The organism is Litchfieldia alkalitelluris, from assembly GCF_002153425.1.
GTDB classification, from domain to species: domain Bacteria; phylum Bacillota; class Bacilli; order Bacillales; family Salisediminibacteriaceae; genus Evansella; species Evansella alkalicola.
This window is the reverse complement of sequence record NZ_KZ119600.1, coordinates 3,837,495-3,864,452: the sequence shown is the minus strand read 5'-3', so window position 1 is coordinate 3,864,452 and position 26,958 is coordinate 3,837,495. Positions and strand designations below refer to the sequence as shown.

Below are 26,958 nucleotides of genomic sequence, written 5' to 3'. Positions count from 1 at the left end.
TTGGAGAAGTATATCAGTAAACTAGAACCCCACTCCTTTAGGTCTGGGAGTATCAGATTTCTTCCATCAATGAATCCACTAATTCCACTAAATAGTTTCTTTTCGTTTCGTTAAAAATTTCCTGAAAAAAAACTGCTTCATTGGGATCAAAGCCATTCTCAGTCAATTCCTCTGTTAAGTTATTGTACTTTGTTTCAAACCGACTATCGATTTCATCTAATAGCTCTGTTCCACCACGGTAGTAGGTGCTATATAATTCAATAATAGAAGGCATTTTTCCATCTTCCATATAAACTTGAATGTCGGAAATGGCTATATCCACAAGTTTCTGTACTTCAACTAGGGCTTCAGACTCTAAGATTTCAAACTTATTTTCATATTTATCTTTAATATCTTCAAGTGTCATGGCAGATGTAGATGATGTATGTTCCGTTTCTACAATCTCATTAGATTCCATGTACTCATTTTTTACGGTAGCTTCGGTTTCCTCTATTTCATGTTCAGTAGGGGATTCTAATTCTGGTAAGGGCTCATTAGCAGTTGGTAATGTCATTGATCCAATTACTGCTACTGTACTCAATGCTATGAGAAGCCCCATTGCTACGAATAGCTTCTTACTCATTTTTCATACTTCCTATCAGCTAAGTAATAGCATCATTGCCAAATTTAGAAGGAGGTATTCTATACAGCCTTTAAAAAAGTAATGCGTCGATTAGAAACACGATGATAATGGTTAATTGGATAAGGGCTTTAGCAAAAGTTCCGCTTAAAAAGGCTAATAGGGTTCCAACAGAAACTTTCAACGCTTCTTGAGATGTTTTCTGTTGAAGCATTTCAGTGACAAATACAAAGATAAATGGAACGACTATAACGCCGAATGGGGGAATAACAAAGCAACCTACGATCAAACCGAGTGTTGCTGCGCGCATCCCTTGCTGTGATCCACCGTATTTTTTTACGAAAAATAAGTTGGCCATAATATCTGCGATAAAAATGAGAATGGTTAGTAAAACGATGCAAATCCACAACCACCACGATAGTCCTGTAGCAGATATAAAGAAATGATACGTTAACACCCCAAGCCAGATGAGTAAAACACCTGGGATGATAGGGTAGAATAATCCGATAAAACTTATAATGAAAAGTAAACTAATTAGGATCCATAGTAATATTTCCAAATGGAACCCTCCTTCTCTTGAGGACATTTTCGGTTTTTAATTGTTCATTTCCTGCAGCTTCTGATCTGATGGCAGGAACATGGTAAGGACCCCAAGTAACGGGAGTGAGACGGCAAGCAACATGGTGTTTGTGAGGCCAATCCAGTCAATGAGTGAGCCGAGGGCGACGGAGCCCACGGCACCCATGCCAAATGCAAGGCCGACAATGAGACCAGACACGGTACCTATTTTTCCCGGAACAAGCTCTTGGGCATACACAACACTCACAGAAAAGCTCGATAAGACGATAAAACCAATCACGGCCATGAGTGGGTAGGTCAGTACTGGTCCTGCGTGTGGCATGATGAGTGCCAGTGGTGCGGCGCCAAGCATGGATATCATGATCATATTTCGTTTGCCAAATTTATCGGACAGTGGTCCTCCGGCGAAGGTCCCAGCTGCTCCTGCTGCTAGAAAAATAAAGATGTAAACTTGTGCTTGAGGAATCGTCATATTAAATTGTTCAATAATGTAAAAGGCATAGAAATTTGTAATGGCTGCATGAAACCATGAACGTGCAAAGACGATAAAAACTAGTAGGATAATGGCACCTTTTACTATTTTTCTATTCTGTATCGCGTTCTTAGTATTGGTCTTAGCTTTTTTTACTGCTGTTTTCATAGATTGTTGGATTTTAATTTGCTGAGAGTACCAGCGTGCAATATAAAATAATAATCCAATAGCAAGTGCTGCAACAATCGTAAACCAGATGGCACCGAACTGACCGAATGGCACGAGAATGAGTGCCGTAATTAGTGGTGCAAGGGCCTGGCCACCGTTTCCCCCAACTTGATAGATGGACTGGGCTAGACCACGGCGATCACCTGCTGCCATGTACGCCACACGTGACCCTTCAGGATGGAAGGTGGCCGAGCCGATTCCAATGAAAATAACTGATCCCATTACGAACCAAAATGTTGGTGCGAAGGCTAGACCGATAATACCAACGAAAGTAAAGCAAAGTCCAATCGGTAAGGCATACGGTGACGGTCTTTTATCTGTATATAACCCTACAAGTGGCTGAATGAGGGAAGCAGTCAGGTTTAATGCAAAGGCAATGAATCCAAGCTGTGTAAACGTAAGTCCCATAGAGTTTTCAAGGATAGGGAACATCGCTGGTATGATCGCTTGGATCGAATCATTTAATAAGTGCACGAATCCAATGATAAACAGGATTTTATACATGGTTTGCTGTTGTTCTGGTTGGCCTTGGATGGCTTGTTCTTGTGCTGCTCCTGCAGATTGATTCTTGTTTTGTGCTTCCTGTTGCTGTGGGTGGCGCGCTTGCATAGCTGTTTGACCCCTTTTTGTTTTTTTATATGTAATGGAAATTTTATTATTTGTCTTGTCTACCGTTGAAATAGGCAAGATGTAATCGATCCTGCTACAGACTAAGTTTATGTAAGAATAAGAGTTCAATAGATTCCTATATAAACATACTCATTATACTCCATTGGTGTGGGGGTGTAAAACCGGGTTTAACATTAGAGGGAACGGGCAAAAAACGCCCGGTCTTTGTTGTTATGGGTCCTGGTCGTTTACTTTGGAATGAATGCGATAATGATTCTTGGCACTTGAAAGCTCTAGCGTGTTCCATTTGAATTACGAAGATGAAGACTCAATTAGCTTTGCTGTGTCATTTCAGTCGCCATTCTGAGAAAATGAAGACTGAAATTGCTTTGCGCCTCGATTTGAGTCCCCATTCTGAGAAAATGAAGACTGAAATTGCTTTGCGCCTCGATTTGAGTCCCCATTCTGAGAAAATGAAGACTGAAATTGCTTTGCGCCTCGATTTGAGTCCCCATTCTGAGAAAATGAAGACTGAAATTGCTTTGCGCCTCGATTTGAGTCTCCATTCTGAGAAAATGAAGACTGAAATCGCTTGGCGCCTCGATTTGAGTCTCCATTCTGGAAAAATGAAGACTGAAATCACTTGGCACCTGGATTTGAGTCTCCATTCTGGAAAAATGAAGACTGAAATCGCTTTGCACCTGGATTTCAGTCGCCATTCTGAGAAAATGAAGACTGAAATCGCTTGGCGTCTCGATTTGAGTCTCCATTCTGAAAAAATGAAGACTGAAATGGCTTGGCACCTGGATTTGAGTCTCCATTCTGAGAAAATGAAGACTGAAATCGCTTGGCGCCTCGATTTGAGTCTCCATTCTGGAAAAATGAAGACTGAAATCGCTTTGCCACCACATTTGAGTCTCCATTTTGATTTAAAAAGCCATTCATAGACGCCGAAAAAACCTGTCATAGTGAAAAATATACTAAATTCTAATTCTAATCTTTTAAAAAAAGACCAGGCGCTTTTGCCTGGCTTTTCTCAAATAACAAGAAAGTATAATTTATCAAATCATTGTCTAGCTCTATCGCCTATCGGCCCAAGAAACTTCCCTCACCTCGTCTACGATAAGTCAACATCAATTCACTCTGTTCGTTGTGTTTCCTTTATCTCACTCGGTTCAGTCCAGTTTTTGTGGCCGATGATCAAGGCGATTACACTCTTCTCAAAAATAATTAGTTATTTAGACTTATTTTTGTATTTTTCCTTATAACTCCGTCGTTAAATATGTCATGTCTATCTTGGAGCCAGTTTCCAGTGTAAGTCCAATCTCCGTTAACATAAATATGATAAATTTCCCCATGACATCCGATGTGCAATTCTCCTGAATTTACTTGCTTGCTCAAATTTTCTACAGATACCCCTAAAACATATTGTTCCATCATGTACCTCCCCCTGTACATAAAAGTGATTATGCCCTTGATTTGCATACAATTAATTGAAACTAAAAGGAATAATGGTAAGTCGTTCCCCAGCGACCAACCCCATTATATTAAAGCCTCAGTAGTACTTATGTATCCCCCTTATTCCAGTCCTGTGTTAGTTTAGTTCTTCATATAATGAGGATATCCTCCTAATAAAGTGATTTTTAAGAATTTTATAAATATCTAACTATTAATCTATTTACATTTCCAATATTCTGACATAGAATGAAAGGGACTATCATTAATAGATATATGATTTATATCTGCCATAGAATCGTACGAAAGGGCAAAGTCATTGAAAGATGACGACGCAAAGCTAAAGGGGCTAAGTCTAGAAGATATGCCAGCCAGCTGTCGAATACACTCCTTGCGACGATTTTAGGTACGTTACTAGGAGGGATAATGGTGAGAAAAAAATGGGATAGGATTATTAGTAAAAGATACCAGTGGTTTGTAGAGGTATATCGTAACCAAAGCTCTGCTGATTGCAAGAGTATTAATAACATGATCGTTTTATCCTATAATTGACTAACCGTTGCACCTATTTTAAAAATGAGGTGCTATTTGTGCTGTTGTCCAATAATAAATTAGGTGTTCTAATCGCCATAGAAGATCCCAAGCAAATAATTGAGTACAAGGCGAATGAAAGTTACTAACATAGTAATTCAATAAACTAGGAAACGAGTTTAATTACAATAAAGCTTTATACATGCAAGTTAATAAGAAAAAGGAAAGAAGGGAGGGGCTTGTTTGGAGCCGACTATTGATCATTCAAAGGATTGCTCAAAGGTGATTACTTATCATTTATTAAGGAATGAATCTCACTTATTATATGAACTGGAGAGAGATTTGTTAGTCTCGGAGAATGACATCTTAAAGGAAAAAATGAAAGAGAATGTCAGATTGATTGTCCAGCTTGTCATTGAAACAATTAATGATGAAATATCTGAAGAGTATGTAAAACAATTAGCATATGAAGTGGCGCTGGAGAGGATGGGGGCTGGAGTTAATATTGGTGATTTTGTGTTCAATATTAATCTTGCTAGAAGTACAATAACAAAATTCATCATTGAGTCTGGCGTTACCCATCACACTCTTTCGTTAGTACTTGGTAAAACAAATGATCAGTTTAATCTATTCTGCTATCAAGTCGTTTCAGAATATACAAAGCTTAAAGATCTTGAATTAAAGGAAAAGACGTCTTTTATCCAGCAGACGCATAAGGACAGGCTAGCGATACTGGGGCAAATATCTTCCAGTTTTGTACATGAATTTCGAAACCCTTTAACATCTGTGATCGGCTTCAGTAAGCTTTTAAGAAAAGAATTCTCTTCTCATCCTTATTTAGATATTATTGATAAGGAGTTAGACCAACTCAACTTTCGAATCACACAATTTTTGCACACTTCTAAAATGGACGCGGCTGACAACACTTACGAAGAAGTGGACCTATGTGATTTACTGGAGGATATTTTAAAGTTTTTATATCCAAGCATTGTAAGTAATGATGTAAAAATAAACGCCCATCTAGAAAGAAACCTGAAGTTAGTGGCAAATAAAGAAGAACTAAAGCAAGTTTTCTTGAATATTTTATTTAATTCTATTGATGCCGTCAAACAGAATCATAAAGAAAGAAACATTGAAGTAATTTGCAAAGTATCCGGAAATGGTCAAAGTTTTCAAATAAAAATTATTAATAACGGCCCAGTAATTCCAACAAGTATTAGAGAAACTATTTTCGAACCATTTTATACTACAAAAGAAACAGGAACAGGTATAGGGTTATTCGTGTGTAAGAAAATTGTAGAAAAACTGAATGGAAACATAAGCTGTGAATCAAATGAAAATGAAACAATCTTCTCTATTCAGTTAGCTTCTATGACCGTAAAACAAAAATGAGGTGTCCATTAAATAATGGCCCTCATTTTATTTTTGGTTTGAATCCATTACATTTAAATGAAGTTTCTTTTCCGTTACTTCTATTATTAATGTACTTAAAAATTGGGGGAAGTAGTTATTAATGTAAGTCTCAGGACTTAGTTTTTCAATTCCATTTTCCACCTGAATCGATAGTAGTGATTCTTCAATGGATTGCAGGATAGAATCTTTCACTTTACCAGATATTTTTATGTAGGATAGGAATTTATCTTGTTTTCCAAGAACCTGAATGGAGAAAAATAATAGATAGTCTCCAAGAATGGGAAGATTACCACGGTCCGCAGGAATAGTATAAGTTTTGTTAGAAAAAAGACATTCCACTACCAAGTCATTTCCATTAATTTGCTTTAAAACGCCAAAAACAGGCGTGAAGAACCCCTTCCAACCCATTATATTATCTAGCACAATTTGACGTTTAATCATATTTCTCTTTTTTATAATAAATTTATCAAATATAGTTTGCCCTTTATTCTCTATGGGCATATAAAAAATGGCCCAAATAGATGAGAAGAAGGTGGTTATTTGATTAAGATATGCATCTTCTGAGAGAGTATGTAATTGTTCCTCTATAAATAGTAATAATTCATCAGAATAATTACTATATGCAAAATCGAGTATTTCCTCTTGAGATACTAAGATATCATGATAGATTTTGTCGGATGGGAAGGCTACGACTTTATTAGCATTAGAATCACTTTGGATCATTCTATTTCCATTAGGGTACTTATTATTATTTTTCATATTTATCCCCCCTACCCTTCTATGAATATAGTACCACAGTTCATGATATGTTGAAAAAAGAGCTTTACAAATGATTAGAAATGGGCTAGTCTATACTTAATATGTTGTTCTATATAAAGTACAAACCGTTTCTTTTTTACATCATATATAGTACACATTAAAAGAAAGAATAACGAATGTTTGACTTAAATTTACTATTTTACGACATAAAATACTTTTCTTTTACGAATTAGTAATTAGAATAGATTGAATATTCAGGGAGGTGGAAACATGGGGAAAATATTAGTCACTGGGGTGTTGAGCAAAGTTGGCTTACAATTAGCTATAGATTTACTGGAGGGGGATAATGATGTAATTGGTGTTACGTTACACGTTATAAATGGACATGATGTAGATTTAAAACTTAGGGAACACCCAAGATTTGAGCTATTGGAAGGGGACGTATCGAACCATTTGTTTTTGCTAGACCCCGCCTTTCATGATGTTACGGAGATTTATCACCTTCCATTTGATTCTTCATATAAAAACCGTATTGAAAATATGGAGATGCTATTCAAGAATGCTGGAAACACAAGTGGAACAAAGAATTTATTAAAGCTTGCCCATCGAAATCAAGCGAAATTTACATATGTTAGTGGACCGGGTAATGATCTAACAAACACGTTATTAGGGAATGCATCTCAACAGAGTTGTAACGCGGAGATATTTAATATGCATGATTACGAAGCTGAAATGAGACTTGGGGAAATCTTCTGCTATGAGTATTATAAGAGATATAATATGGATATTAAGATACTTCGACCTGATGGGAAAGATAACGCCATTTTAGCCATTGATAGCAGTAAAGGTGAAAAAATGGGAGTTATAGAATACAATTAATATATGCTAAATTATCAGAAAATAATTGATCTTATTGTCTACTTTTTGGTATTATAAAATAATACAACTAACAGGAGCTCTCATCATTTATATTAATTTAGTAGACATAAGATGATGTAATTGGGAAATCTTAGGCTGAATGCTTTGTATTTTTCATTTAAAGGTAGTTCGTGTTAGTGTTACATGGACTGCTTTTTTATTTTGCTACTTATAAATTACAAATGGTGTGTTTTTGTTCAATTGATTTCTAGCATTCACAAAATATTTTTACAGAATAAAAAACGAGTGTTTGACCCGGACTGCTTTATAAAATTAACGCGGTGGGGGTCAGGCACCCTTAGGAGGTAAAAACATGATCAACGTAGCAGATAATACTTCTTTATTACGTAATGATGTAAAAATGCTTGGAAATATTTTAGGTGAGCTATTAGTACATCACGGTGGTATCTCCCTATTTAACAAGGTGGAAGAAATTAGAGAGCTTACAAAGGAATTAAGGAATAACTACAACGAAGAAGCTTACGACAAACTGAAGAAAGAAATTAGTAATCTTAAGTCACCAACACGGAGCCATGTTATTCGTGCATTTTCTGTATACTTCCATCTAGTTAATATTGCGGAGCAGAACCATCGGGTGCGCCGGCGTAGGCAATATCAGTTACAGGATGAGACAGTTGTACAGCCTGTATCTATCGAGAGTGCCGTATCATACATTAAGGAAAAAAATACATCAGAAGAAACCATTCAACAAATTTTAGAGAATTTATCCCTAGAACTGATAATTACTGCCCATCCTACTGAGGCGACTAAACGTACAGTTTTAGAGATTCAAAAGCGAATATCAGCAATTCTTCAGAAATTTGATAATCCTTTATTAACATCTAAAGAAAGAAAAGGATTAGAAGAAAGCTTATTTAATGAAATTACGGCATTATGGCAAACGGACGAGCTTCGTCATCGAAAGCCAACGGTAATGGATGAAGTGAAAAATGGTCTCTATTATTTTGATCAGACTTTATTTGATGTGATTCCAGAGATTCATGGTGAAATGGAAGAGCAATTGAATACGTTTTATCCTGACAAAAACTGGGACGTCCCAAATTTCCTCTATTTCGGTTCATGGATAGGTGGGGACCGTGATGGAAATCCGAATGTAACACCAGACATTACTTGGAAAACTTTAGAGTTACAGCGAGACCTTGTGCTTCGTAAGTACGAAGCGTCACTTGTTGAATTAATGAAGCGATTCAGTCAGTCAACAGAACGTGTAGCTATAAGTGAGGACTTCATTGCTACAGTTAGGGATGAAGAAGCAGAATTTATGGAATTAGGTGAAGGCTGGCCAATCAAATCTGAAGTATACCGTCGTAAATTTGCAATTATGATTAAAAGGTTGAAGCATGTTGGGAAATCAGATGTTGGATATCGACATGCTGATGACCTGTTAAGGGATCTTGAGCAAATTAAAGAAAGTGCCGAGACACACCAACCATCACATAACCGTTTGAAAACAATTCGTAAACTGATTCGTCAAGTGAAATTGTTTGGTTTCCACCTTGCTACTTTAGATATTCGTAACCACAGTGGAGAGCATGAAGCAGCTGTTGCTGAAATATTGAAAGTAGTCGGTGTTGAAAAAGATTATGCTTCATTGACGGAAGAAAAGAAGCAGGCACTTTTGGAAAATGTTCTATCTGACCCTCGTCCATTAATGCTTTTGGAAGAAGATTATTCAGAGAGTACACAAGAGATTTTTAATGTTTTCCGTCTTATTAAAAAAGCTCATAAGGAATTTGGAAGCAGGTCTATTGATGTCTATCTCGTGAGTATGACCCAATCACCAAGTGATTTATTAGAGGTTCTAGTTTTAGCCAAAGAAGCTGGAATTTATCGCCTTCATTCTGATGGTAAAGTTGAGACTGGTCTCAATGTGGCACCTCTTCTAGAAACGGTGGATGACTTAGTAGCTGGACCAGAGATTATGAAAACATTATTTGAAATGGATGTTTACCGCAAACACTTAAATGAGAGAGGGAACCTTCAGGAGATCATGCTTGGCTATTCAGATGGAAGTAAGGACGGAGGAACCCTTACTGCTAATTGGAAGCTCTTTAAAGCACAGCGTGAAATTCATAAAATGGCTAGTCAATATAACATCCGACTGAAATATTTCCATGGCCGTGGTGGATCCTTAGGGCGAGGCGGCGGACCACTTAATAGAAGTATTTTATCTCAGCCTGCTGAAACATTAGGGGACGGTGTGAAAATAACGGAGCAAGGGGAAGTGTTATCTTCAAGATACTTACTTGGTGATATTGCATTCCGTAATCTAGAGCAAGCATCGTCTGCGTTATTAGAAGCTTCAGCATGGGCTTATCGAAAAGAAGGTGAGGCCGATGAGGAAGACCGTTTCCTCAAGAAAGATTGGGAAAAAGCGATGGAAGTCATTTCTGACGCTGCATTAACTAAGTATCAATCCCTTGTTTTCGGAGATAAAGACTTCTTAACTTATTTCAAGCAAACGACGCCATTACAAGAGCTTGGTTCATTGAATATAGGTTCTCGCCCTATGAGTCGTAAGGGTAGTGAACGCTTTGAAGACTTACGTGCGATTCCATGGGTATTTGCTTGGACGCAATGTCGTCAATTCTTACCAGCATGGTATGCAGCAGGTACTGGACTAAATGCCTTTGCATCTCAGGGACCTGAGAATTTAGAGTTATTACAAAAAATGTATCTAAAATGGCCATTCTTCCAGGTAACGATTAATAATCTTCAATTAGCATTGTTGAAGGCTGACTTAGCAACGTCTAAAGAGTATTTGAATTTAGTAGAAGATAAGGAGATGGCAGCGCGTATTTTTGGAGATATTTCTGATGAGTACAAGCTTACTCGAGAAGTGTTGCTGAAGATTTCAGGGAACAAAGAGCTGCTTGACCATACGCCAGTTATTCAGGAAACTGTGTACAGACGTAATCCGTATATTGATCCGTTAAACTTCCTTCAAGTTGATCTTATACAAAAAATGCGTGAGTCAGATGATGATCAATCAGAGGACATCTTAACAGAAGTACTGTTGACCATTAGTGGACTAGCTGCAGGCCTTGTAAATACAGGTTGATGGAGATTGTACTAAGGTCCAAGGTCGATTTAAGCCTTCAATCAAATGGACGTTTAGAACAAATTAATTTATTCATTAATTAGATGTATAAATAATTTGGGACTGGGGATACTAGTTATTAAATTCCCCCATTTTAATATATTTGTTTTTGTTGGTTGTATAGTATGCCTATCTCCCAATCAAAAAAAGTCGCCTTCTATGGCGGCTTTTTTTGTGTGCTATTGCAAACAAAACAAAGGGCCCTTTTCATAGTAAGCTCACAATCAAATAAAATGGTAATTCCTAAGTCAAGTACATTGTTTCTAGCCCCCCTTTCCCATCCATTCCCTCATTCATATAAAAGCTCTTAAGACACAACAAATTATGATAAATGTTATAATGTACTCTGTCTCACAAAGTTCGTATATTACTTAATTCAAAGTGTATTTTTATGCAGTGTATTCCAAGGAGAACTCAGGGATATTAGATTTAATATAACAACTAGAAGTGCTAGAAAGGCGGTTTGGTGCAGTGCTTTCTTTTTTAAAAAAACGCAATACTTTACGTAATCAAATATTAATAGTTTTTTTGATTGTGATGATTTTTGTTTTTTCGATTGTAAGTATCATTACATTTCAAATCGTTTCTTCTATGTTACAGGATAATGCAGAACGGCAAATTCAGCAGACTGCAGTCCAAGCTAGTGGGAGGATGGAGGCGCTTTATGAGCAAGTGGAGCTATTATCAAGCCAAGTGTCAACAAATATAAATGTACAAGAATTACTGTTAAAAGAGCTTGACGGATATACAACTAATTTTGAGGAACGCCAGTATTTGATGCAAGTAGTTGATTTGTTTTTGGCATATACAAAAGGAATTGAATCCTTTGAGCTATATTTAAATGATGGGGATCGAATCCTTCCACTGAATCATGGAAATTTGTATAGTGTAGTAGATCGGAAATGGATCGAGAAGGCCGATGAAAACAAAGGAGAAATGGTTTTTGCAGGAGAGGATCCGTGGGACGAAAATTACTACCTCGCCATCAAACAAGTAACGTTATTAGAAAGATGGTTTTCTCCAGGAGGTTATTTAGTTGCTAGAGTGAAGCAGGATTATTTAAGTGTAGAGGATTCTCAAGATCAAGGAGAGTATATTATCGTTTTAGATCAAGAATCTTCCCTAATTTCATCTAATTTTGATGGAGATCATGAGCTTATTTTAAATGAATCCAGGGAAAATATAATCATTGATGATGAAGAATATATGCTGGTAAGTCACCATTCAGAAATAACTGGTTGGGAAACGATATTTTTAACGCCAGTTAGTACAGTAACAAAGGATGTATCTGTTCTTAGGACAGCCCTTATGATCGCTGTTGGATTAGGTTGTGTATTATTCATTGTAGTTACTTATCCACTGTCGACAATGATAACAAGACCGATTCAAAAGTTGACGGAGACGATGCGTGATGGTAGTGCAGGTGCACTTAAGGAAAACCCGTCTATTCCATCGACTATTGAGATAGATGAATTAAATGCAACGTATAATACCATGGTTGGAACGATGAATCATCTTATTCAAGTAGTTTATGAAAAAGAGCTTCATCGTAGTAGGGCTGAGCTGAAAGCCCTTCAAGCACAAATCAATCCACACTTTCTTTTTAACACATTAGAAGCTCTTTATTGGGATCTGTTGGAAAAAGGAGAGGATGAGCTCTCCGAATATGTATTAGACATGGCTGACTTGTTTCGCTATACGATCAGTAATTCACAAAAGGAAGATTGGGTGACTTTGAAAGAAGAGATAACCCATGTGGAGCGGTATATGCGAATTATGAAAATCCGGTTTGAAGATCGGTTAACATGGAAGGTTAACATGCCTAAGGAGTTCGAAATAGTGGAAATTCCTAAGCTAATTATTCAACCCATTGTGGAAAACGCTATTTTACATGGTATTGGAAATAAGGTGGGAGTTGGTTCAGTTGAGGTCAATGTGAGACCTGAAGACTGGAATGGAAAGGGTTATTTAGTTATTGAAGTAAAAGATGATGGTGCTGGAATGGAAGAAGGAACTCTTCATGAGGTCACAGCTAGACTAACGGATACAGATACAAATCATTCAGTAACGACAAAACATGGTATGGCATTAGTGAATGTTAATCAGAGATTGCGTCTTTCATTTCCTGATGATGGACAAAACGGAATAAAGTTGGAAAGTGCACTTGGGAAAGGGACGTGTGTTTTCATTAGATTGCCTTTGAATGGATGAATGGAGGGATCAGGGTCAATGAAAATTAACCAGACGAAAACAGTTTTAATCGTAGATGATGAACCTCGAACTAGGAGAGGGGTTATGAAAGTACTGGATGCTTGGGCAGGGGATAAGCTGGAATTAATTACAGCGTCCAGTGCAGCGGAAGCGATTCAAGTTTTCACCAACAAAAAAGTCAATTTAATCATTACTGATATTAAAATGCCTGAGATGACGGGGTTGGGTATGCTTGATGTTCTAAAAAAACATAAGCCGGTTGTCATTATCATGTCTGCATACTCTGAGTTTGATTATGCCCAGGAAGCGATTCGATTGGGAGTCGTTAATTATCTCCTAAAACCTGTAGCGAAGGATAAATTGGTTGATGCGGTAGAGAAGGCGTTGAAAGAGGACGAGATGCGAGAGCGTGCAGTTTTAATGCAAGTAGCTTTTGATGAGGACTTAGTGCAAGGTAAAGAAGATGGGGACATAGAAGGAATGGCATCGGCTTCTCCCATTAAAGAAGTGATGACATATATCGATGACAATCTAGATCATCAGCTTAGCCTGAGTGAGGTTGCGGAGCGAGTCCATTTAAATCCTAGTTATTTGAGTGCCTTATTTAAGGAAAAAACAAATTTGAATTTTAGTCAGTATGTGACTCGTAGCAGGATCCAGAAGGCAAAGCATTTATTGTTGACTACAGAGTTAACGATTAATGAAATTTCTGAAGCTGTAGGTTATCAGACGCCAAAGTATTTTACAAGACTTTTTAAGGAAAGTGTGGAAATGACTCCGAACCAGTTTAGAAAAGAGTATAAAAAAGAGAGGAATGTTTTCTAGTTTTCTAAATATTGTGCACTAATTCCTAAATAGTGTTCCCTTACCTCCCCCTGAGTTGTGATGCTAAACTTGTAAGCGTACTTACAACACAACTTGACGATCAGGGGGATTTTGACATGTTTAAGAAAGCGTTTACGAAAGTAATGGCTGTAGGATTTACATCAGTCCTTTTATTTGCTGCCTGCTCAGGGGATGAGCCGACTGAAACTGGCAGTGGTGATCAAGCTGGAAACGGGCAAGAGGATGTAACGATTGACTTTATGCACCTTTGGCCGTCTGGAAGTTCACCAGACCATAATAGAATAGTAGATGGCATTATTGCTGAATTTGAAGAGATGCATCCACATGTAACGGTGGAAGTGGAAACATTAGAGAATGAACAGTATAGAAACCAACTTCAAGTTATTTCTTCCTCTAATCAGTTACCTGATGTGGGAATGACATGGGCTGCAGGGTTTATGGAGCCGTATGTAAGGGGCGAGCGTTTTGCTTCTTTAGAAGATATTTTTGATGATGAATTTAGAGATTCCTTTGTAGGAGGAGTTCTTGACGGATATCAAGTGGACGGAGAAACATATGCCCTTCCTGTTGAGTTAAATATTGCTCCTGTTTTCTACAATCAAGCAATTTTTGCAGAATACGGTTTAGAAGTACCTAAGACATACGATGAATTTTTACAGGTTATTGATACATTAGTAGAAAATGGCGAGACGCCAATCACACTTGGAAACAGAGATGCTTGGACGGGATCCATGTGGTATATGTACCTTGCTGACCGTTTTGGTGGGGAAACAGCTTTAAATGAAGCCATTGACCGTACAGGTAGCTTTGAAAACGATGCATTAATCGATGCGGCAAGGGAAATACAAACAATGGTTGAACGAGATGCATTTATTCGAGGCTTCAACGGTTTATCCGACCAAGAAGCGAAATCAGAATTTATGAATGGTAATTCCGCCATGTATATGATTGGTTCTTGGGATTTACCAAACTTCACAACGAATGAAGATGTTCCACAAGAGTTCAGAGACAGCATTGACTTTTTTCGATTCCCAGCAGTAGAAGGCGGAGCAGGTGATGTTGACAGCTGGGTCGGTGGACCTGGTGTAGGCCTTTTCGTTGCTGAAAACTCAGATGTAAAAGAGGAAGCGAAGGACTTTGTTAAGCACTTTGTAGAGCGTTGGGGTGAACAATCCGTAGAGGAAGCTGGTATCATTCCTGGAACGCAAGTGGATACAAGCGCTGTCGATTTACCTGATTTGTTTATTGACGTATTAAATGAGTTAAATAATGCAACAAACATTACAATGTATGCAGATGTTCAAATGAGTGCCAATGTAGCGGACACACATCTTGATTTAATTCAGGCGTTATATGGTCTTGAAATAACTCCTGAAGAGTTTGCACAACAACACGAACAGGCACTGCTAGAAGAAGAGTAGAAAAGGGGCACGTCTAGTGCGTAATGAGGGTGTCTTAAGAGGCCAAAAGAATGCAGCCTTTTTAGGCACCCTTTCTCTTATAAAATGAAGGGAGAGAAACTTAAATGAATAAAGTCATGTCAGATAAAAAGGTCATTGCACTGTATGTCCTCCCTGCATTCCTTTTACTCATGGTACTTGTTTATATCCCAATCATATTGACAGGGTACTATGGTTTAATGCGCTGGGATGGTATTGGTGCAATGGAATTTATTGGCCTAGATAACTATCAGCGACTGCTTCAGGATTCTACCTTTTGGAGAAGTGCGGGTCACTCTGGATTACTAGCAATATTCTCTGTTTTAAGTTTAGTAGGTTACTTGATTATATCTATGGTTTTAGCTGGAAAAATAAAGGGTGCAGATTTATTCCGTAAAATTTATTTAATTCCAATGCTCCTGTCATCTGTTGCCATTGCACAGCTATGGATGCGCATTTATCACCCAACAAACGGGGTAATAAATAGATTCCTAGAGTCCATTGGTATAGAAAATACGCCATTATGGCTCGCTGACACGAATATTGTATTGTATTCCATATTCATTCCGATCATTTGGCAGTATGCAGGTTTCTACATTTTGATTTATTATGCAGCACTGAAAAATGTACCGAACGAGTTGGTAGAAGCAGCTCGGATTGATGGTGCAACACCATGGCAGATTGGCTACAAAATTAAGCTACCATTAATTGCAGGAGTCATTAAAGTTACTATCGTTTTAGCCGTAGTTGGATCATTGAAATATTTCGACCTCATCTGGGTAATGACACAGGGTGGACCTAATGGTGCCAGTGAGGTAATTGCCTCTTACATGTATAAGCAGGCATTCAATACTTATAACTTTGGATACGGTAGTGCCATTGGTTTCTTTTTATTAATTCTATGTCTGATTGTTACTTATTTCATCCGTAAATTAACTGCTAGTAAAGAAGATGTACAATACTAAGGAGGTCTTGGAAATGGGAATAGATCAATCTACAGAAATGCCAAAACGGCTGTCTGATAAACCCATCTTTCAGCGCGTGGCAAAAATAATATTATACGTATTTTTAATTGGTGTCGCTGTTCTCCAACTTCTTCCTTTAGTATGGTTGTTTCTCTTTTCACTAAAGAATAACCAGGAAGTATTTAACCTGCCGCCATTGGCACTTCCGCAGGACCCTCAGTGGGGGAACTATGTGAATGTTTGGACGCAGGGGAATATAGGACAGTACTTTTTTAACAGTGTTTATATAACGGCATCAGCTGTAATCTTAACGGTACTATTTGCTAGTTTAGTAACTTTTGCAATCACGCGTATGCAGTGGAAATTGAGTACTTTGGTGTTAGGGCTATTCATGGTAGGTTTAATGATTCCAGTACATTCAACACTGATACCGTTATTTAATTTCTTTTTAAACATCAATTTAATGGATCATCCATTAGCGATCATACTGACATATACGGCCTTTAATTTACCAATTACGATCATGATTCTGTTAGGCTTCTATTACACGTTGCCACGTGAGATTGAAGAAGCAGCTATTATGGACGGGTGCTCTGTCCACAGACTGTTTTTCCAAATTACGTTGCCTATGACAGCTCCAGTAGTTGCAACAACAGCGATCATCAACATGATTTACAATTGGAATGAGTTTGTATTTGTAAACACATTCATCAGTTCAGATAAATTTAAGACACTTACGGTTGGTATTCAAAACTTTATCGGTCAATACCAAACGGACTGGGGTGCCATTGGTGCCACATTAATGATCAGTATTATTCCAATCCTTATTGCGTTCCTCGTATTAAGTAATCGTATTGTAGAAGGGATTACTGCAGGATCAGTGAAAGGGTAAATTGGTTTGGTTTATTAGGTTTTGTGAAAAGCGATTAGTATGTGGAAATTGAAGAAAGCTGAACGAAAGTGAATTCGATAATGAGGTAAATTAATTTAGTAAGAGGGTGTGGAGTTGAGCAAAAGGGGTAAAATTGATTAATAAAAAGTAAAGTTTGATCAGGGAAGTAACAAATCAAACAACGTTAATCAGATTATCGCAAAATAATTGGGTTTAATTGTGCTCTTCGCGTTTAAATAAATGGCGAGAAGGGGATAATAGTAGTAATTCCCCCATTTTTATATATAGTGATTTAAAATGTTCACTGTGAAAAAAGCTCCCTAGTTGTGGGGGCCTTTTTTGCGTTGTTAAAGATAGTTTATATCATGGAGGGGGAGAGGGGGAGCGTTGTAATATCTTGTTTTTAAGAAGATGAGTTCATACCGACAGATTTGAAGTTTTAGGAGTAAAATCTGTCGATAAGTCAAGGTGATACCGGCAGATTTGCATTGAAACTAAGCAAAACTGTCGATAAGAGAGCGTAATACCGACAGATTTGCATTGAAACTAAGCAAAACAGTCGATAAGAGAGCGTGATACCGACAGATTTGCATTGAAACTAAGCAAAACAGTCGATAAGAGAGCGTAATACCGACAGATTTGCATAGAAACTAAGTAAAACTGTCGATAAGAGAGCGTGATACCGACAGATTTGCATTGAAACTAAGCAAAACAGTCGATAAGAGAGCGTGATACCGACAGATTCGAAGTTTTAGGAGTAAAATCTGTCGATAAGGCAAGGCAATATTGACAGATTTGAAGTTTTGCGAAGGAAATCTGTCAATAAGCCAGGCTCGATAATCACAGATCCCAAGTTTTGCACATGAAAACAGTCAATAAGCCAGTCTCATAACCACAGATTCCTAGTTTCAGAAAAGAAAATTGTCGAACAAAGTTGCAGAGAGTACTGCAGCATATTGCCTGCGCACCCTTTGTAAAAATATTCTAATAATAATGGAATTTCTACCAAACAACATGCCCTCTTGGAAGGGATTTCCCATGGTATTCTATTAGTGATTCAAAGAAATCAAAGGGGGTTTTGCAATTGTTCAAGAAAGCGTTTACTTTATTGGCGGTGTTGCTTTTAATGACAGTTTTTGTTTTAGCAGCATGCGGTGACGACGAAGCAGATTCGGACTCAGAACCTGATGACACGGGTACAGTAGATGAAGGTACTGATGATGTGGAAGAAGATGATGGTGATAGTGGAGAAGATGCAACGGAACAAGAGGATGTAGTTATTAACTTTATGCATTTATGGCCTCAAGGTAGTTCACCAGACCATAAGCGTATCGTTGATGAAATCATTGCTGAATTCGAAGACATGCATTCCCATGTAACAGTAGAATTAGAGATTTTAGAAAATGAACAATATAAAGATCAACTACAAATCGTTTCCTCAGCAAACCAACTTCCTGACGTTGGGATGACTTGGGCAGCTGGATTTATGGAGCCGTACGTACGTGGTGAAAGGTTTGCATCACTAGAAGATATTTTAGATGATGAATTTAGGAGCTCATTCGTAGGTGGCGTAAGGGAAGCTTACGAAGTAGACGGTGTAACATATGCACTTCCATTAGAGTTAAATATTGCACCAGTCTTCTATAACACAGCAATATTTGACGAGTATGGACTCGGTGCTCCAGAAACATACGACGATTTTCTGAATGTTGTAGATACATTAGTAGAGAATGGTGTAACACCAATCGCTTTAGGTAACAGAGAGAGATGGACTGGATCTCTATGGTACATGTACCTAGCAGACCGTATTGGTGGAGATTCGGCACTTAACAATGCTATCGATCGATCTGGTAGCTTTGAAAACGCAGCCTTAATTGAGGCAGCTGAAGAAATTCAAAATCTTGTAGATCGTGACGCGTTCATTCGTGGATTTAATGGTTTAACTGATCAAGAGGCAAAATCTGAGTTTATGAATGAAAATGCTGCTATGTATCTAATCGGTTCTTGGGATCTACCAAACTACACTACAAATGAAGAGGTGGATCAAGAGTTTAGGGATAGTGTTAATTTCTTCAAATTCCCTGAAGTTGACGGTGGTGAAGGAAACATTAACAGCTGGGTTGGTGGACCTGGTGTTGGATTGTTCGTAGCTGAAGATTCTGATGTGAAAGAGGAAGCAAAACAGTTTGTTAAATATTTCGTTGAGCGTTGGGGAGAGCAAGCAGTTGTTGACGCTGGTGTAATTCCAGGAACGCAGGTTGATACAGATGCTGTGGATCTTCCAGATCTATTTATCCAAGTATTAGATGAGTTGAATAATGCAAATAACCTTACACTGTTTGCAGATGTTCAGATGAGTGCTAGTGTAGCAGAAGTCCATTTAGATTTAATTCAGGCATTATTCGGAAACGAAGTAACTCCGGAAGATTATGCGAAGCAGCACGAAGAAGCTCTGGCAGCTGAAGAGTAAAGTTGTGTAATGTAAAATCTCATAAAACTTGTTGAAAAATCAGTGATAGCATTGCATGGGGAGGGTGTCTCTAAAGGCTGTAGGATAGCCTTTTACAATATGAGGCGCCCTCCTTCATTGCAGGAAGGGAGAGAAGTTTTTATGAACAAAGTTATGTCTGACAAAAAGGTAATAGCCCTTTATGTACTCCCTGCATTCCTTCTATTAATGTTACTTGTTTATATACCAATCGTCCTTACTGGTTATTATGGTCTGATGAAGTGGGATGGAATAGGATCGATGGAATTTATAGGGTTAGAAAACTATAGAAATCTCATCGTGGATTCAGCTTTTTGGCGAAGTGCCAGGCACTCATTATTACTTGCCATCTTCTCTGTTATTAGTCTCATTGGATACCTTTTAGTATCCCTTGTTTTATCGGGAAGGATTAAAGGTGCAGACTTATTCAGGAAAGTGTATTTAATACCAATGCTCTTATCTTCTGTGGCTATTGCCCAGTTATGGATGAGAATTTATCACCCGACAAATGGGGTAATGAATAGACTTTTAACATCTATAGGCATTGAGCAACCGCCCCTATGGCTAGCTGATACAAATATCGTATTATATTCTATCTTCATTCCGATTATTTGGCAGTATGCAGGTTTCTATATTCTAATTTATTATGCTGCTTTAAGGAATGTTCCAAATGAATTGGTAGAATCTGCAAGAATAGATGGTGCAAGTCCATGGCAAATTGGATATAAAATAAAATTGCCTTTAATTGCAGGCGTAATTAAGGTGACGATTGTTTTAGCAGTTGTAGGGTCATTAAAATACTTCGATCTAATATGGGTGATGACCCAGGGTGGCCCAAATGGTGCCAGTGAAGTTATTGCATCTTATATGTATAAGCAAGCATTTACTACCTACAATTTTGGATATGGTAGTGCTGTAGGGTTTTTCCTACTAATCTTATGTTTAATAATTACTTATATTATTCGTAAATTAACGGCAACGAAAGAAGAAGTACAATACTAAAAGGAGGTTCCTTGGAAATGGAAAAAGACCACAAACCTAGTTCGACAGAGAAACCAGTGCTTCAGAAGGTAGCCAAACTGTTCCTTTATACGTTTTTAATCGTTATTGCTGTTGTCCAAGTACTCCCTCTAGTATGGCTCTTTCTTTTTTCACTTAAGAATAATCAAGAAGTATTTAACCTTCCTCCACTTGCCCTACCACAGGATCCTCAATGGGGAAACTATGCAAGGGTTTGGACAGAAGGGAACATTGGACAGTATTTCTTTAACAGTGTATACATCACGGCTTCTGCTGTCATATTAACTGTGATATTCGCAAGCTTTGTAACTTTTGCAATTACTAGGATGAAATGGAAGTTAAGTAGTTTAGTATTAGGAATGTTTATGGTTGGACTCATGATTCCAGTACACTCGACGCTTATTCCCCTCTTTAATTTCTTTTTAAATGTAAATTTGATGGACCATCCATTAGCGATTATATTAACCTATACAGCCTTTAACATGCCAATCACGATCATGATATTGTTAGGTTTTTACTATACACTCCCAAGGGATATTGAGGAAGCAGCAATCATGGATGGTTGTTCTGTACACAGGTTGTTCTTCCAGATAACCTTACCAATGACAGCGCCAGTTGTTGCCACGACGGCGATTATCAATATGATTTACAATTGGAATGAATATGTATTTGTTAATACGTTTATCAGTTCGGATAAATTCAAGACGTTAACGGTAGGTATTCAAAACTTTATTGGCCAGTATCAAACGGACTGGGGAGCAATTGGTGCAACGTTGATGATTAGTATTTTGCCGATACTCATTGCGTTCTTCATTTTAAGTAATCGTATTGTGGAAGGGATTACTGCAGGTTCTATAAAAGGTTAATATAAATTAGTGAATAGAGCCCCATATTTAGTAGATAGATACATTAGTAGGGGTAAAACTAAATATTTATATGGCATAAAAAAGAGACTAATTGACTAAGTGAATTTGTCTCTTTTTTTCGTAGCTATGTAATTCCAGTAACACTGTTAATTGAAAAAGAGAATAATTGTAAAGGAGTGAATTGATAATGAAAAAAACATTATCTCCCTTTTTGGTAATAGGCCTTCTTATATTTGTAACCGTACAATTAGTTGAACGCTTTATTACACATATCCCCAATCTAATTGCCATGCTGTTACTTTTAGTTGCTATTTTTTTAATAATTTATGGAGGTCGTAAAAAATGAACCAACGATGATGCTATTAAGTATATCTACTTATGAGGTTGCATTTATGAGGAGGATATTAATTGATATATACCTAAGAACCAACTGCTGCTCAGTAGTTGGTTCTTACTATTTATATATTTAACGCTTGCGGACAGAAAAAAGGGTGGATGAATCTAAAGAATTTAAAGAATTTTGTCTAGTATCCTATTAGATTTACTAGCATAATTTTAAATGAGGGAAAGTATATCATTGAAAAAAATAATATGCTAAACTTGTGACATAAAAGTATTATAGATAGAAAGGCTGGAAAATGCTTTGTGGACGCGATTAAGAAAGTGGAACACCTTAAGAAATCAAATTTCCGTAGTTTTCATATCAGTTATGGTTATTGTTTTATTAATTGTAGGTGTTAATACTTATAATTGGGTTTCTGCTGTGTTGAAAGATAATGCAGAAAAGCAAATCCAGCAGACTGCCATTCAAGCTAGCGGGAAAATGGAAGCGCTTTATGAGCAGCTTGAGTCTTTGATGACACAAATATCAACGAATGCAAATATTCAGCACATACTCCTTCATGATGTTAAGGGTAATCCCCCTTCATTTCAACAAAGACAATCGTTAATGTATCTCGTAAATTCATATCTAGCCTATTACAACAATGTTGATAATATTGAGATTTATCGAGCTGATCATAAAAGATTATTTCCATTACATGAAGGGGAATTGTCCCATCGAATTGATGAACAATGGATTCAACAGGCAGAAGAAGTGAAAGGGAGAACGGTTTGGGTGGGGACAGATCCTGCTGATCCGAACTATTTCATAGCAATTAAACAAATTACTTTAATGGAACGCTGGTTTTCCCATGGTGGTTATTTACTAGTTAGAATGAAAGATAATTACTTTGAATTTGAGGACACGAATCAAGAGGAGGAGTATATGATCCTTTTTGATTCCTCAGAGGAACCTGTTACGTCCAATTATATAGGAGACACTAGCAAGTTTTTGACAAACGAGAATCACATTCACATAGACGATCAGGAATATATGATGGTCAGTCATATGTCTGAGAAAACAGGCTGGAAGACGATCATATTGACTCCGGTCCAAGCTGTTACTAGGGATTTACCTGTTTTAAAAACAGCGATTATCATTTCAGGTGCATTAGGATTTGTTATTTATCTATTATTTTCTATCTTCTTTTCTACGATGATAACGAGGCCAATCTTAAAATTAACAAAGACGATGCGATATGGAAAACTAGGTTCGTTGAAGGCTCACAGCGAAACGTCTTCTACCTATGAGATTAATGAGTTAAATAATACATATAATCAAATGGTAGAAACGATGAATTCATTAATTCAAGAAGTTTATGAAAAAGAGCTAAATAAAAGTCGATCTGAATTAAAAGCACTCCAAGCTCAAATTAACCCTCATTTTCTTTATAATACTTTAGATGCATTGTATTGGTCTTTGGAAGCAAAGGGAGAAGAAAAGCTTGCTGATTATGTATTGGATATGTCTGATTTGTTTCGTTATACCATCAGTCACCCAAAGGAAGATGACTGGGTTGAATTAAAGGAAGAAATAAATCATATCGAACGTTATCTGAAAATTATGAGGGTAAGATTTGGCTCAAGGTTAATTTGGCGTTTATCTGTCTCATCGGAGCATTATCATGTAAAACTACCGAAGCTTTTAATTCAACCATTAGTAGAGAATGCCATCTTACATGGTGTTGGCAACAAAACAGGACCTGGGTGTGTTGAAATTATTATTAAACCTTCTACCAACCATTCATCTAGATTAAGAGTTGAAGTAAAGGATAATGGTGTAGGAATGACAAAGGATACTGTAGAAAAAATCATGAACTCATTTGATATGGAAGAATCATCATTCGATACAAATGGTACTGGAATGGCGATAGTTAACTGTAATCGTAGACTTAATTTATATTACAATGAATCATCAATTAGAGGAATTACCATTCACAGTTCATTAGGGGAAGGAACAACAGTGTCGTTTGAAATACCTTTTAAGGGAGGGGACCAATGAATTACTGGAAAACTATTTTAATCGTCGATGATGAGCCTACTACATTAAATGGGTTAAAGAAAACATTAGAGATCTGGTCAGAAGACAATGGGGAATTAGTTGAGATCCTTTGTGCATCGAGTGGGAAAGAGGGTTTTCAAATTTTAAAAGAAAAAAAGGTTCATATCCTCCTAACCGATATACGTATGCCAGAAATGACAGGTTTAGAGCTTGTGAAGTTAATAGAACAGAAGGAGGAGGCTCCTGTTGTTATTGTCATGTCAGCGTACTCTGAATTTGATTATGCACAAAAAGCAATTCAACTAGGTGTTGTTAATTATCTACTAAAGCCAATTAGCAAAGCGAAACTGATAGAAGCTATTGAGAAAGCGAAAAAGATAGAAGAAAGTAGAGAGCATTCAGGATTAATCAAAAAGGTTGTAGATGAACAACTTTTAAATATTGAGGAAAATGAAAATCAAACACACGCATTAATAAAGGAAGCCATTCAATTCATTGATAATAATCTTCATGAGAGACTTAATCAAAAAGAAGTGGCAGATTTAGTTCATTTAAATGCTAGTTATTTTAGTGTTTTATTTAAAGAGCAAACAGGATTGACCTTTAGCGAATATATTACTAGACGTAGGCTTCAAGTTGCTAAAAAGCTACTCTACTCCACTGATTTACCAATAGTAGTAATTGCTGAAAAAGTAGGGTATCAAACTGCGAAATACTTTATTAAAATCTTTAAAGAATTTGAAGGGTTTACACCTAGCCAATATAGAAAACAACTAGCCAAGGAAGAGGAAAGGAAAGTGAAGTGAAAGTGAAGTAAATGAAAGAGCACTTTTGAAGAGGTTGATTCATTGGAATTAGAATTAAAAGTATGAATTCTTGGAAATAATCCAAAAAAAGTGGTATTTCACCCAATGACTGTACCCTTTTCATGATTAAGGAACATGGTATTCTATGAATAGTTAAGTAATAAAAGTATTTGTCTGACTTTGTCGAGAAAGCGCTTACTTTTATTGTAGTTTCATTTATAATGTTTGCGATAAGAATGCAATTAAGGCGTCATAATTAAGGTAGATGGATTAGCCCCTGTCGCTTTTAGACGCAATTGCATTTCTTATTCACAGTACCTAGCTAAACTCCAAGTGCACCATATATACAATTCATTTTGTATATAACCTAGGTTGGAGAAGTTAGGTACTTTTTTTTATGGGAAAAATTCTAAATAACTTAACTAGAGGAGTGTCAGAGGTAGTTCAGATAAATGCATCGGGCACTTTCATTTGGGTTATTTTTAGTTCCCTTTGCACCTAGACCTCACCTGGACCACGATCAACACATAATTGTTAACTTTCCACATGCTTTCCTATATGCCCGAAAACCTCATGTGTTCACCACCGCCTTCCGCAGTAAACATTACGAACTTACAACCGTTAAGTTCCTCCCACCTTCCTACAAAATTCAAATTAAATGATAGGCTTTTGAGTTAAAAACACGTTATTTATGCCGTTTCTTTATTCTTTCTTACATTCGTTGAATATTTTTCAAGGTTTTATTAAAAAATATGTATGTCCGTTAATGAGCAAAGGTCGAAGGTACATGTAAGTATTAACAAGGCAGGCGAACTTTTCATTCATTTTTCGCCTAACGAATTGGAATACTTAATTTAATTGAATGTAGGAGGTATTTTTTATGTTTAAAAGTCGTTTGAAAGTAGGAACATTGGCAGCAACTTTATTATTAGGATTAGCTGCCTGTGGAGGTGACGCAGATCCAGATCCAGGTGACACAGGCACAGGTGATACTGGAGATGGTGCACCAGCAGGAGAAGCTGTTGTAGACTTCATGCACATTTGGCCTGCAGGTAGCTCTCCAGACCATCACAGAATTGTGAGTGACATTATTGCTGAATTCGAAGCAGATAATCCTGGTGTAACAATCAATATGGAAGTTTTAGAAAATGAACAATATAAAAATCAACTACAAATTATCTCTTCATCAAACCAACTACCTGATGTGGGGATGACTTGGCCAGCAGGATTTATGGTTCCTTATGTTAATGGGAATCGTTTTGCTACATTAGATGATATTTTTGATGAAGAGTTAAATGAAGATGATTTCGTTGCAGGTACAAGAGAGGCATATGAGTTTGATGGACAAACTTATGCATTACCTGTTGAACTTAACATCGCACCTGTATTCTACAACCAAGAGCTTTTTGAAGAAAATGGATTAGATGTTCCTGAAACATACGATGAGTTTCTAAATGTCATCGATACACTTGCAGAAAATGGTGTAACTCCAATCGCACTTGGTAACAGAGATCGTTGGACAGGGTCTATGTGGTATATGTACCTTGCTGACCGATATGGTGCAAATGCATTGAATGATGCCATTGATCGTTCTGGATCTTTTGAAGATGAAGGGTTAATTCAAGCTGCGGCTGAAATTCAAAACATGGTTGACCGCAATGCATTTATTAGAGGGTTTAACGGACTTTCAGACCAAGAAGCAAAAGCTGAATTCATGAATGGTAATGCAGCTATGTATTTAATCGGTTCATGGGATTTACCTAACTTCACTACAAACGAAGAAGTACCACAAGAGTTCCGTGACAATGTTGGCTTCTTTAAATTCCCAGAAGTAGAAGGTGGAGAAGGTGACATAGATAGTTGGGTTGGTGGACCTGGTGTTGGTTTATTCGTATCTGAAGCTTCTGATGTTAAGGATGAAGCGAAGCAGTTTGTTAAATACTTTGTTCAGCGTTGGGGTGAAGAATCTGTTGAAGATGCAGGTGTAATTCCTGGTACTCAAGTTGATACGGACGAAGTGGAATTAGCACCATTATTTATTGAAGTGTTAGATGAGCTAAACAATGCTTCAGATATTACTTTATTCGCTGATGTTCAAATGAATGCAGCAGTAGCAGAAACACACTTAACATTAATTCAAAGCCTATTTGGTAATGAAGTTACGCCAGAAGACTTTGCAAGACAGCATGAAGAAGCATTAGAAGAGAATCAAGGTGAAGATGAAGTTGATTTTGATGATGCAGAAGATGATGCAGATGCAGACGAAGCAGTAGATGAAGAAGTAGACGAAGAATAGGTTTAACTAATGGGGAGAGGCTTGGACAAACCAACACTAAAG

Annotated in this window: 22 protein-coding genes and 1 riboswitch; of the genes, 17 read left to right on the top strand and 5 right to left on the bottom strand. The window is 37.2% G+C overall.

Annotation, left to right across the window (positions count from 1 at the left end; all coding sequences use genetic code 11):
• Positions 1-52: 52 nt before the first annotated feature.
• The 3 genes from BW724_RS18460 to BW724_RS18450 form a co-directional block, all read right to left on the bottom strand.
• The gene (locus BW724_RS18460; protein WP_088076609.1) at positions 53-622 is read right to left on the bottom strand and encodes a hypothetical protein; all 570 of its coding nucleotides are present in this window, start codon (positions 620-622) and stop codon (positions 53-55) included.
• A 70-nt stretch (positions 623-692) separates the two neighbouring features.
• Positions 693-1,178, bottom strand: coding sequence for a DUF456 domain-containing protein (locus tag BW724_RS18455; protein ID WP_088076608.1), 486 nt, complete (start codon positions 1,176-1,178; stop codon positions 693-695).
• Between the two features lie 36 nt (positions 1,179-1,214).
• Positions 1,215-2,402: an MFS transporter gene (locus BW724_RS18450; protein ID WP_235849093.1), complete on the bottom strand. Its 1,188-nt coding sequence runs from the start codon at positions 2,400-2,402 to the stop codon at positions 1,215-1,217.
• A gap of 425 nt (positions 2,403-2,827) precedes the next feature.
• Between BW724_RS18450 and BW724_RS23320 the strand changes: the two genes are divergently transcribed.
• Entirely contained in the window at positions 2,828-3,454 is a 627-nt protein-coding gene (locus tag BW724_RS23320) for a hypothetical protein (RefSeq protein ID WP_140355007.1), read from the top strand.
• A gap of 283 nt (positions 3,455-3,737) precedes the next feature.
• Here the strand turns inward: BW724_RS23320 and BW724_RS18440 are convergent, their stop codons facing one another.
• The gene (locus tag BW724_RS18440) at positions 3,738-3,944 is read right to left on the bottom strand and encodes a hypothetical protein (RefSeq protein ID WP_140355006.1); all 207 of its coding nucleotides are present in this window, start codon (positions 3,942-3,944) and stop codon (positions 3,738-3,740) included.
• Positions 3,945-4,261: 317 nt separating this feature from the next.
• Positions 4,262-4,345: riboswitch (cyclic di-GMP riboswitch) on the top strand.
• A gap of 46 nt (positions 4,346-4,391) precedes the next feature.
• Here BW724_RS18440 and BW724_RS24330 point away from each other — a divergent pair.
• Both BW724_RS24330 and BW724_RS18435 read left to right on the top strand, forming a co-directional pair.
• Positions 4,392-4,514 (top strand): hypothetical protein, encoded by a 123-nt coding sequence (locus BW724_RS24330; RefSeq protein WP_268876161.1) that lies wholly within the window; start codon positions 4,392-4,394, stop codon positions 4,512-4,514.
• A 222-nt stretch (positions 4,515-4,736) separates the two neighbouring features.
• Positions 4,737-5,885: a histidine kinase N-terminal domain-containing protein gene (locus tag BW724_RS18435; protein ID WP_235849012.1), complete on the top strand. Its 1,149-nt coding sequence runs from the start codon at positions 4,737-4,739 to the stop codon at positions 5,883-5,885.
• A 27-nt stretch (positions 5,886-5,912) separates the two neighbouring features.
• On the opposite strand, the gene BW724_RS18430 is transcribed toward BW724_RS18435, so the two are convergent.
• Positions 5,913-6,665, bottom strand: coding sequence for a hypothetical protein (locus BW724_RS18430; RefSeq protein WP_088076604.1), 753 nt, complete (start codon positions 6,663-6,665; stop codon positions 5,913-5,915).
• A 270-nt stretch (positions 6,666-6,935) separates the two neighbouring features.
• Here BW724_RS18430 and BW724_RS18425 point away from each other — a divergent pair, with 270 nt between their 5' ends.
• The 14 genes from BW724_RS18425 (at position 6,936) to BW724_RS18365 (ending at position 26,916) form a co-directional block, all read left to right on the top strand.
• Entirely contained in the window at positions 6,936-7,544 is a 609-nt protein-coding gene (locus BW724_RS18425) for an NAD-dependent epimerase/dehydratase family protein (protein WP_088076603.1), read from the top strand.
• 352 nt (positions 7,545-7,896) lie between these two features.
• Positions 7,897-10,665 carry a phosphoenolpyruvate carboxylase gene (ppc, locus tag BW724_RS18420; protein WP_088076602.1) on the top strand — a complete coding sequence of 923 codons (2,769 nt, stop codon included), beginning with the start codon at positions 7,897-7,899 and terminating at the stop codon, positions 10,663-10,665.
• Between the two features lie 510 nt (positions 10,666-11,175).
• Positions 11,176-12,915, top strand: a complete 1,740-nt coding sequence (locus BW724_RS18415) for a sensor histidine kinase (protein ID WP_235849011.1) — start codon at positions 11,176-11,178, stop codon at positions 12,913-12,915.
• An 18-nt stretch (positions 12,916-12,933) separates the two neighbouring features.
• Positions 12,934-13,740, top strand: a complete 807-nt coding sequence (locus tag BW724_RS18410) for a response regulator transcription factor (RefSeq protein WP_088076601.1) — start codon at positions 12,934-12,936, stop codon at positions 13,738-13,740.
• 116 nt (positions 13,741-13,856) lie between these two features.
• Positions 13,857-15,182 (top strand): extracellular solute-binding protein, encoded by a 1,326-nt coding sequence (locus tag BW724_RS18405; protein WP_088076600.1) that lies wholly within the window; start codon positions 13,857-13,859, stop codon positions 15,180-15,182.
• 104 nt (positions 15,183-15,286) lie between these two features.
• Positions 15,287-16,165: a carbohydrate ABC transporter permease gene (locus BW724_RS18400; protein WP_088076599.1), complete on the top strand. Its 879-nt coding sequence runs from the start codon at positions 15,287-15,289 to the stop codon at positions 16,163-16,165.
• Between the two features lie 37 nt (positions 16,166-16,202).
• Positions 16,203-17,057 carry a carbohydrate ABC transporter permease gene (locus BW724_RS18395; RefSeq protein WP_235849092.1) on the top strand — a complete coding sequence of 285 codons (855 nt, stop codon included), beginning with the start codon at positions 16,203-16,205 and terminating at the stop codon, positions 17,055-17,057.
• Between the two features lie 1,084 nt (positions 17,058-18,141).
• On the top strand, positions 18,142-19,527 hold the full coding sequence (locus BW724_RS18390; RefSeq protein ID WP_235849010.1) for an extracellular solute-binding protein: 1,386 nt from the start codon (positions 18,142-18,144) through the stop codon (positions 19,525-19,527).
• Positions 19,528-19,668: 141 nt separating this feature from the next.
• Complete coding sequence (locus BW724_RS18385; RefSeq protein ID WP_088076597.1) at positions 19,669-20,547, top strand: carbohydrate ABC transporter permease; 879 nt, start codon at positions 19,669-19,671, stop codon at positions 20,545-20,547.
• A gap of 17 nt (positions 20,548-20,564) precedes the next feature.
• The gene (locus tag BW724_RS18380; protein WP_088076596.1) at positions 20,565-21,431 is read left to right on the top strand and encodes a carbohydrate ABC transporter permease; all 867 of its coding nucleotides are present in this window, start codon (positions 20,565-20,567) and stop codon (positions 21,429-21,431) included.
• Positions 21,432-21,618: 187 nt separating this feature from the next.
• On the top strand, positions 21,619-21,777 hold the full coding sequence (locus BW724_RS23725) for a hypothetical protein (protein ID WP_176371459.1): 159 nt from the start codon (positions 21,619-21,621) through the stop codon (positions 21,775-21,777).
• Positions 21,778-22,074: 297 nt separating this feature from the next.
• Positions 22,075-23,814: a sensor histidine kinase gene (locus tag BW724_RS18375; RefSeq protein WP_235849009.1), complete on the top strand. Its 1,740-nt coding sequence runs from the start codon at positions 22,075-22,077 to the stop codon at positions 23,812-23,814.
• Positions 23,811-24,620 (top strand): response regulator transcription factor, encoded by an 810-nt coding sequence (locus tag BW724_RS18370; protein WP_088076595.1) that lies wholly within the window; start codon positions 23,811-23,813, stop codon positions 24,618-24,620. The genes BW724_RS18375 and BW724_RS18370 overlap by 4 nt, the downstream gene beginning before the upstream one ends.
• A gap of 880 nt (positions 24,621-25,500) precedes the next feature.
• Positions 25,501-26,916 carry an extracellular solute-binding protein gene (locus BW724_RS18365; RefSeq protein WP_088076594.1) on the top strand — a complete coding sequence of 472 codons (1,416 nt, stop codon included), beginning with the start codon at positions 25,501-25,503 and terminating at the stop codon, positions 26,914-26,916.
• Positions 26,917-26,958: the final 42 nt, after the last annotated feature.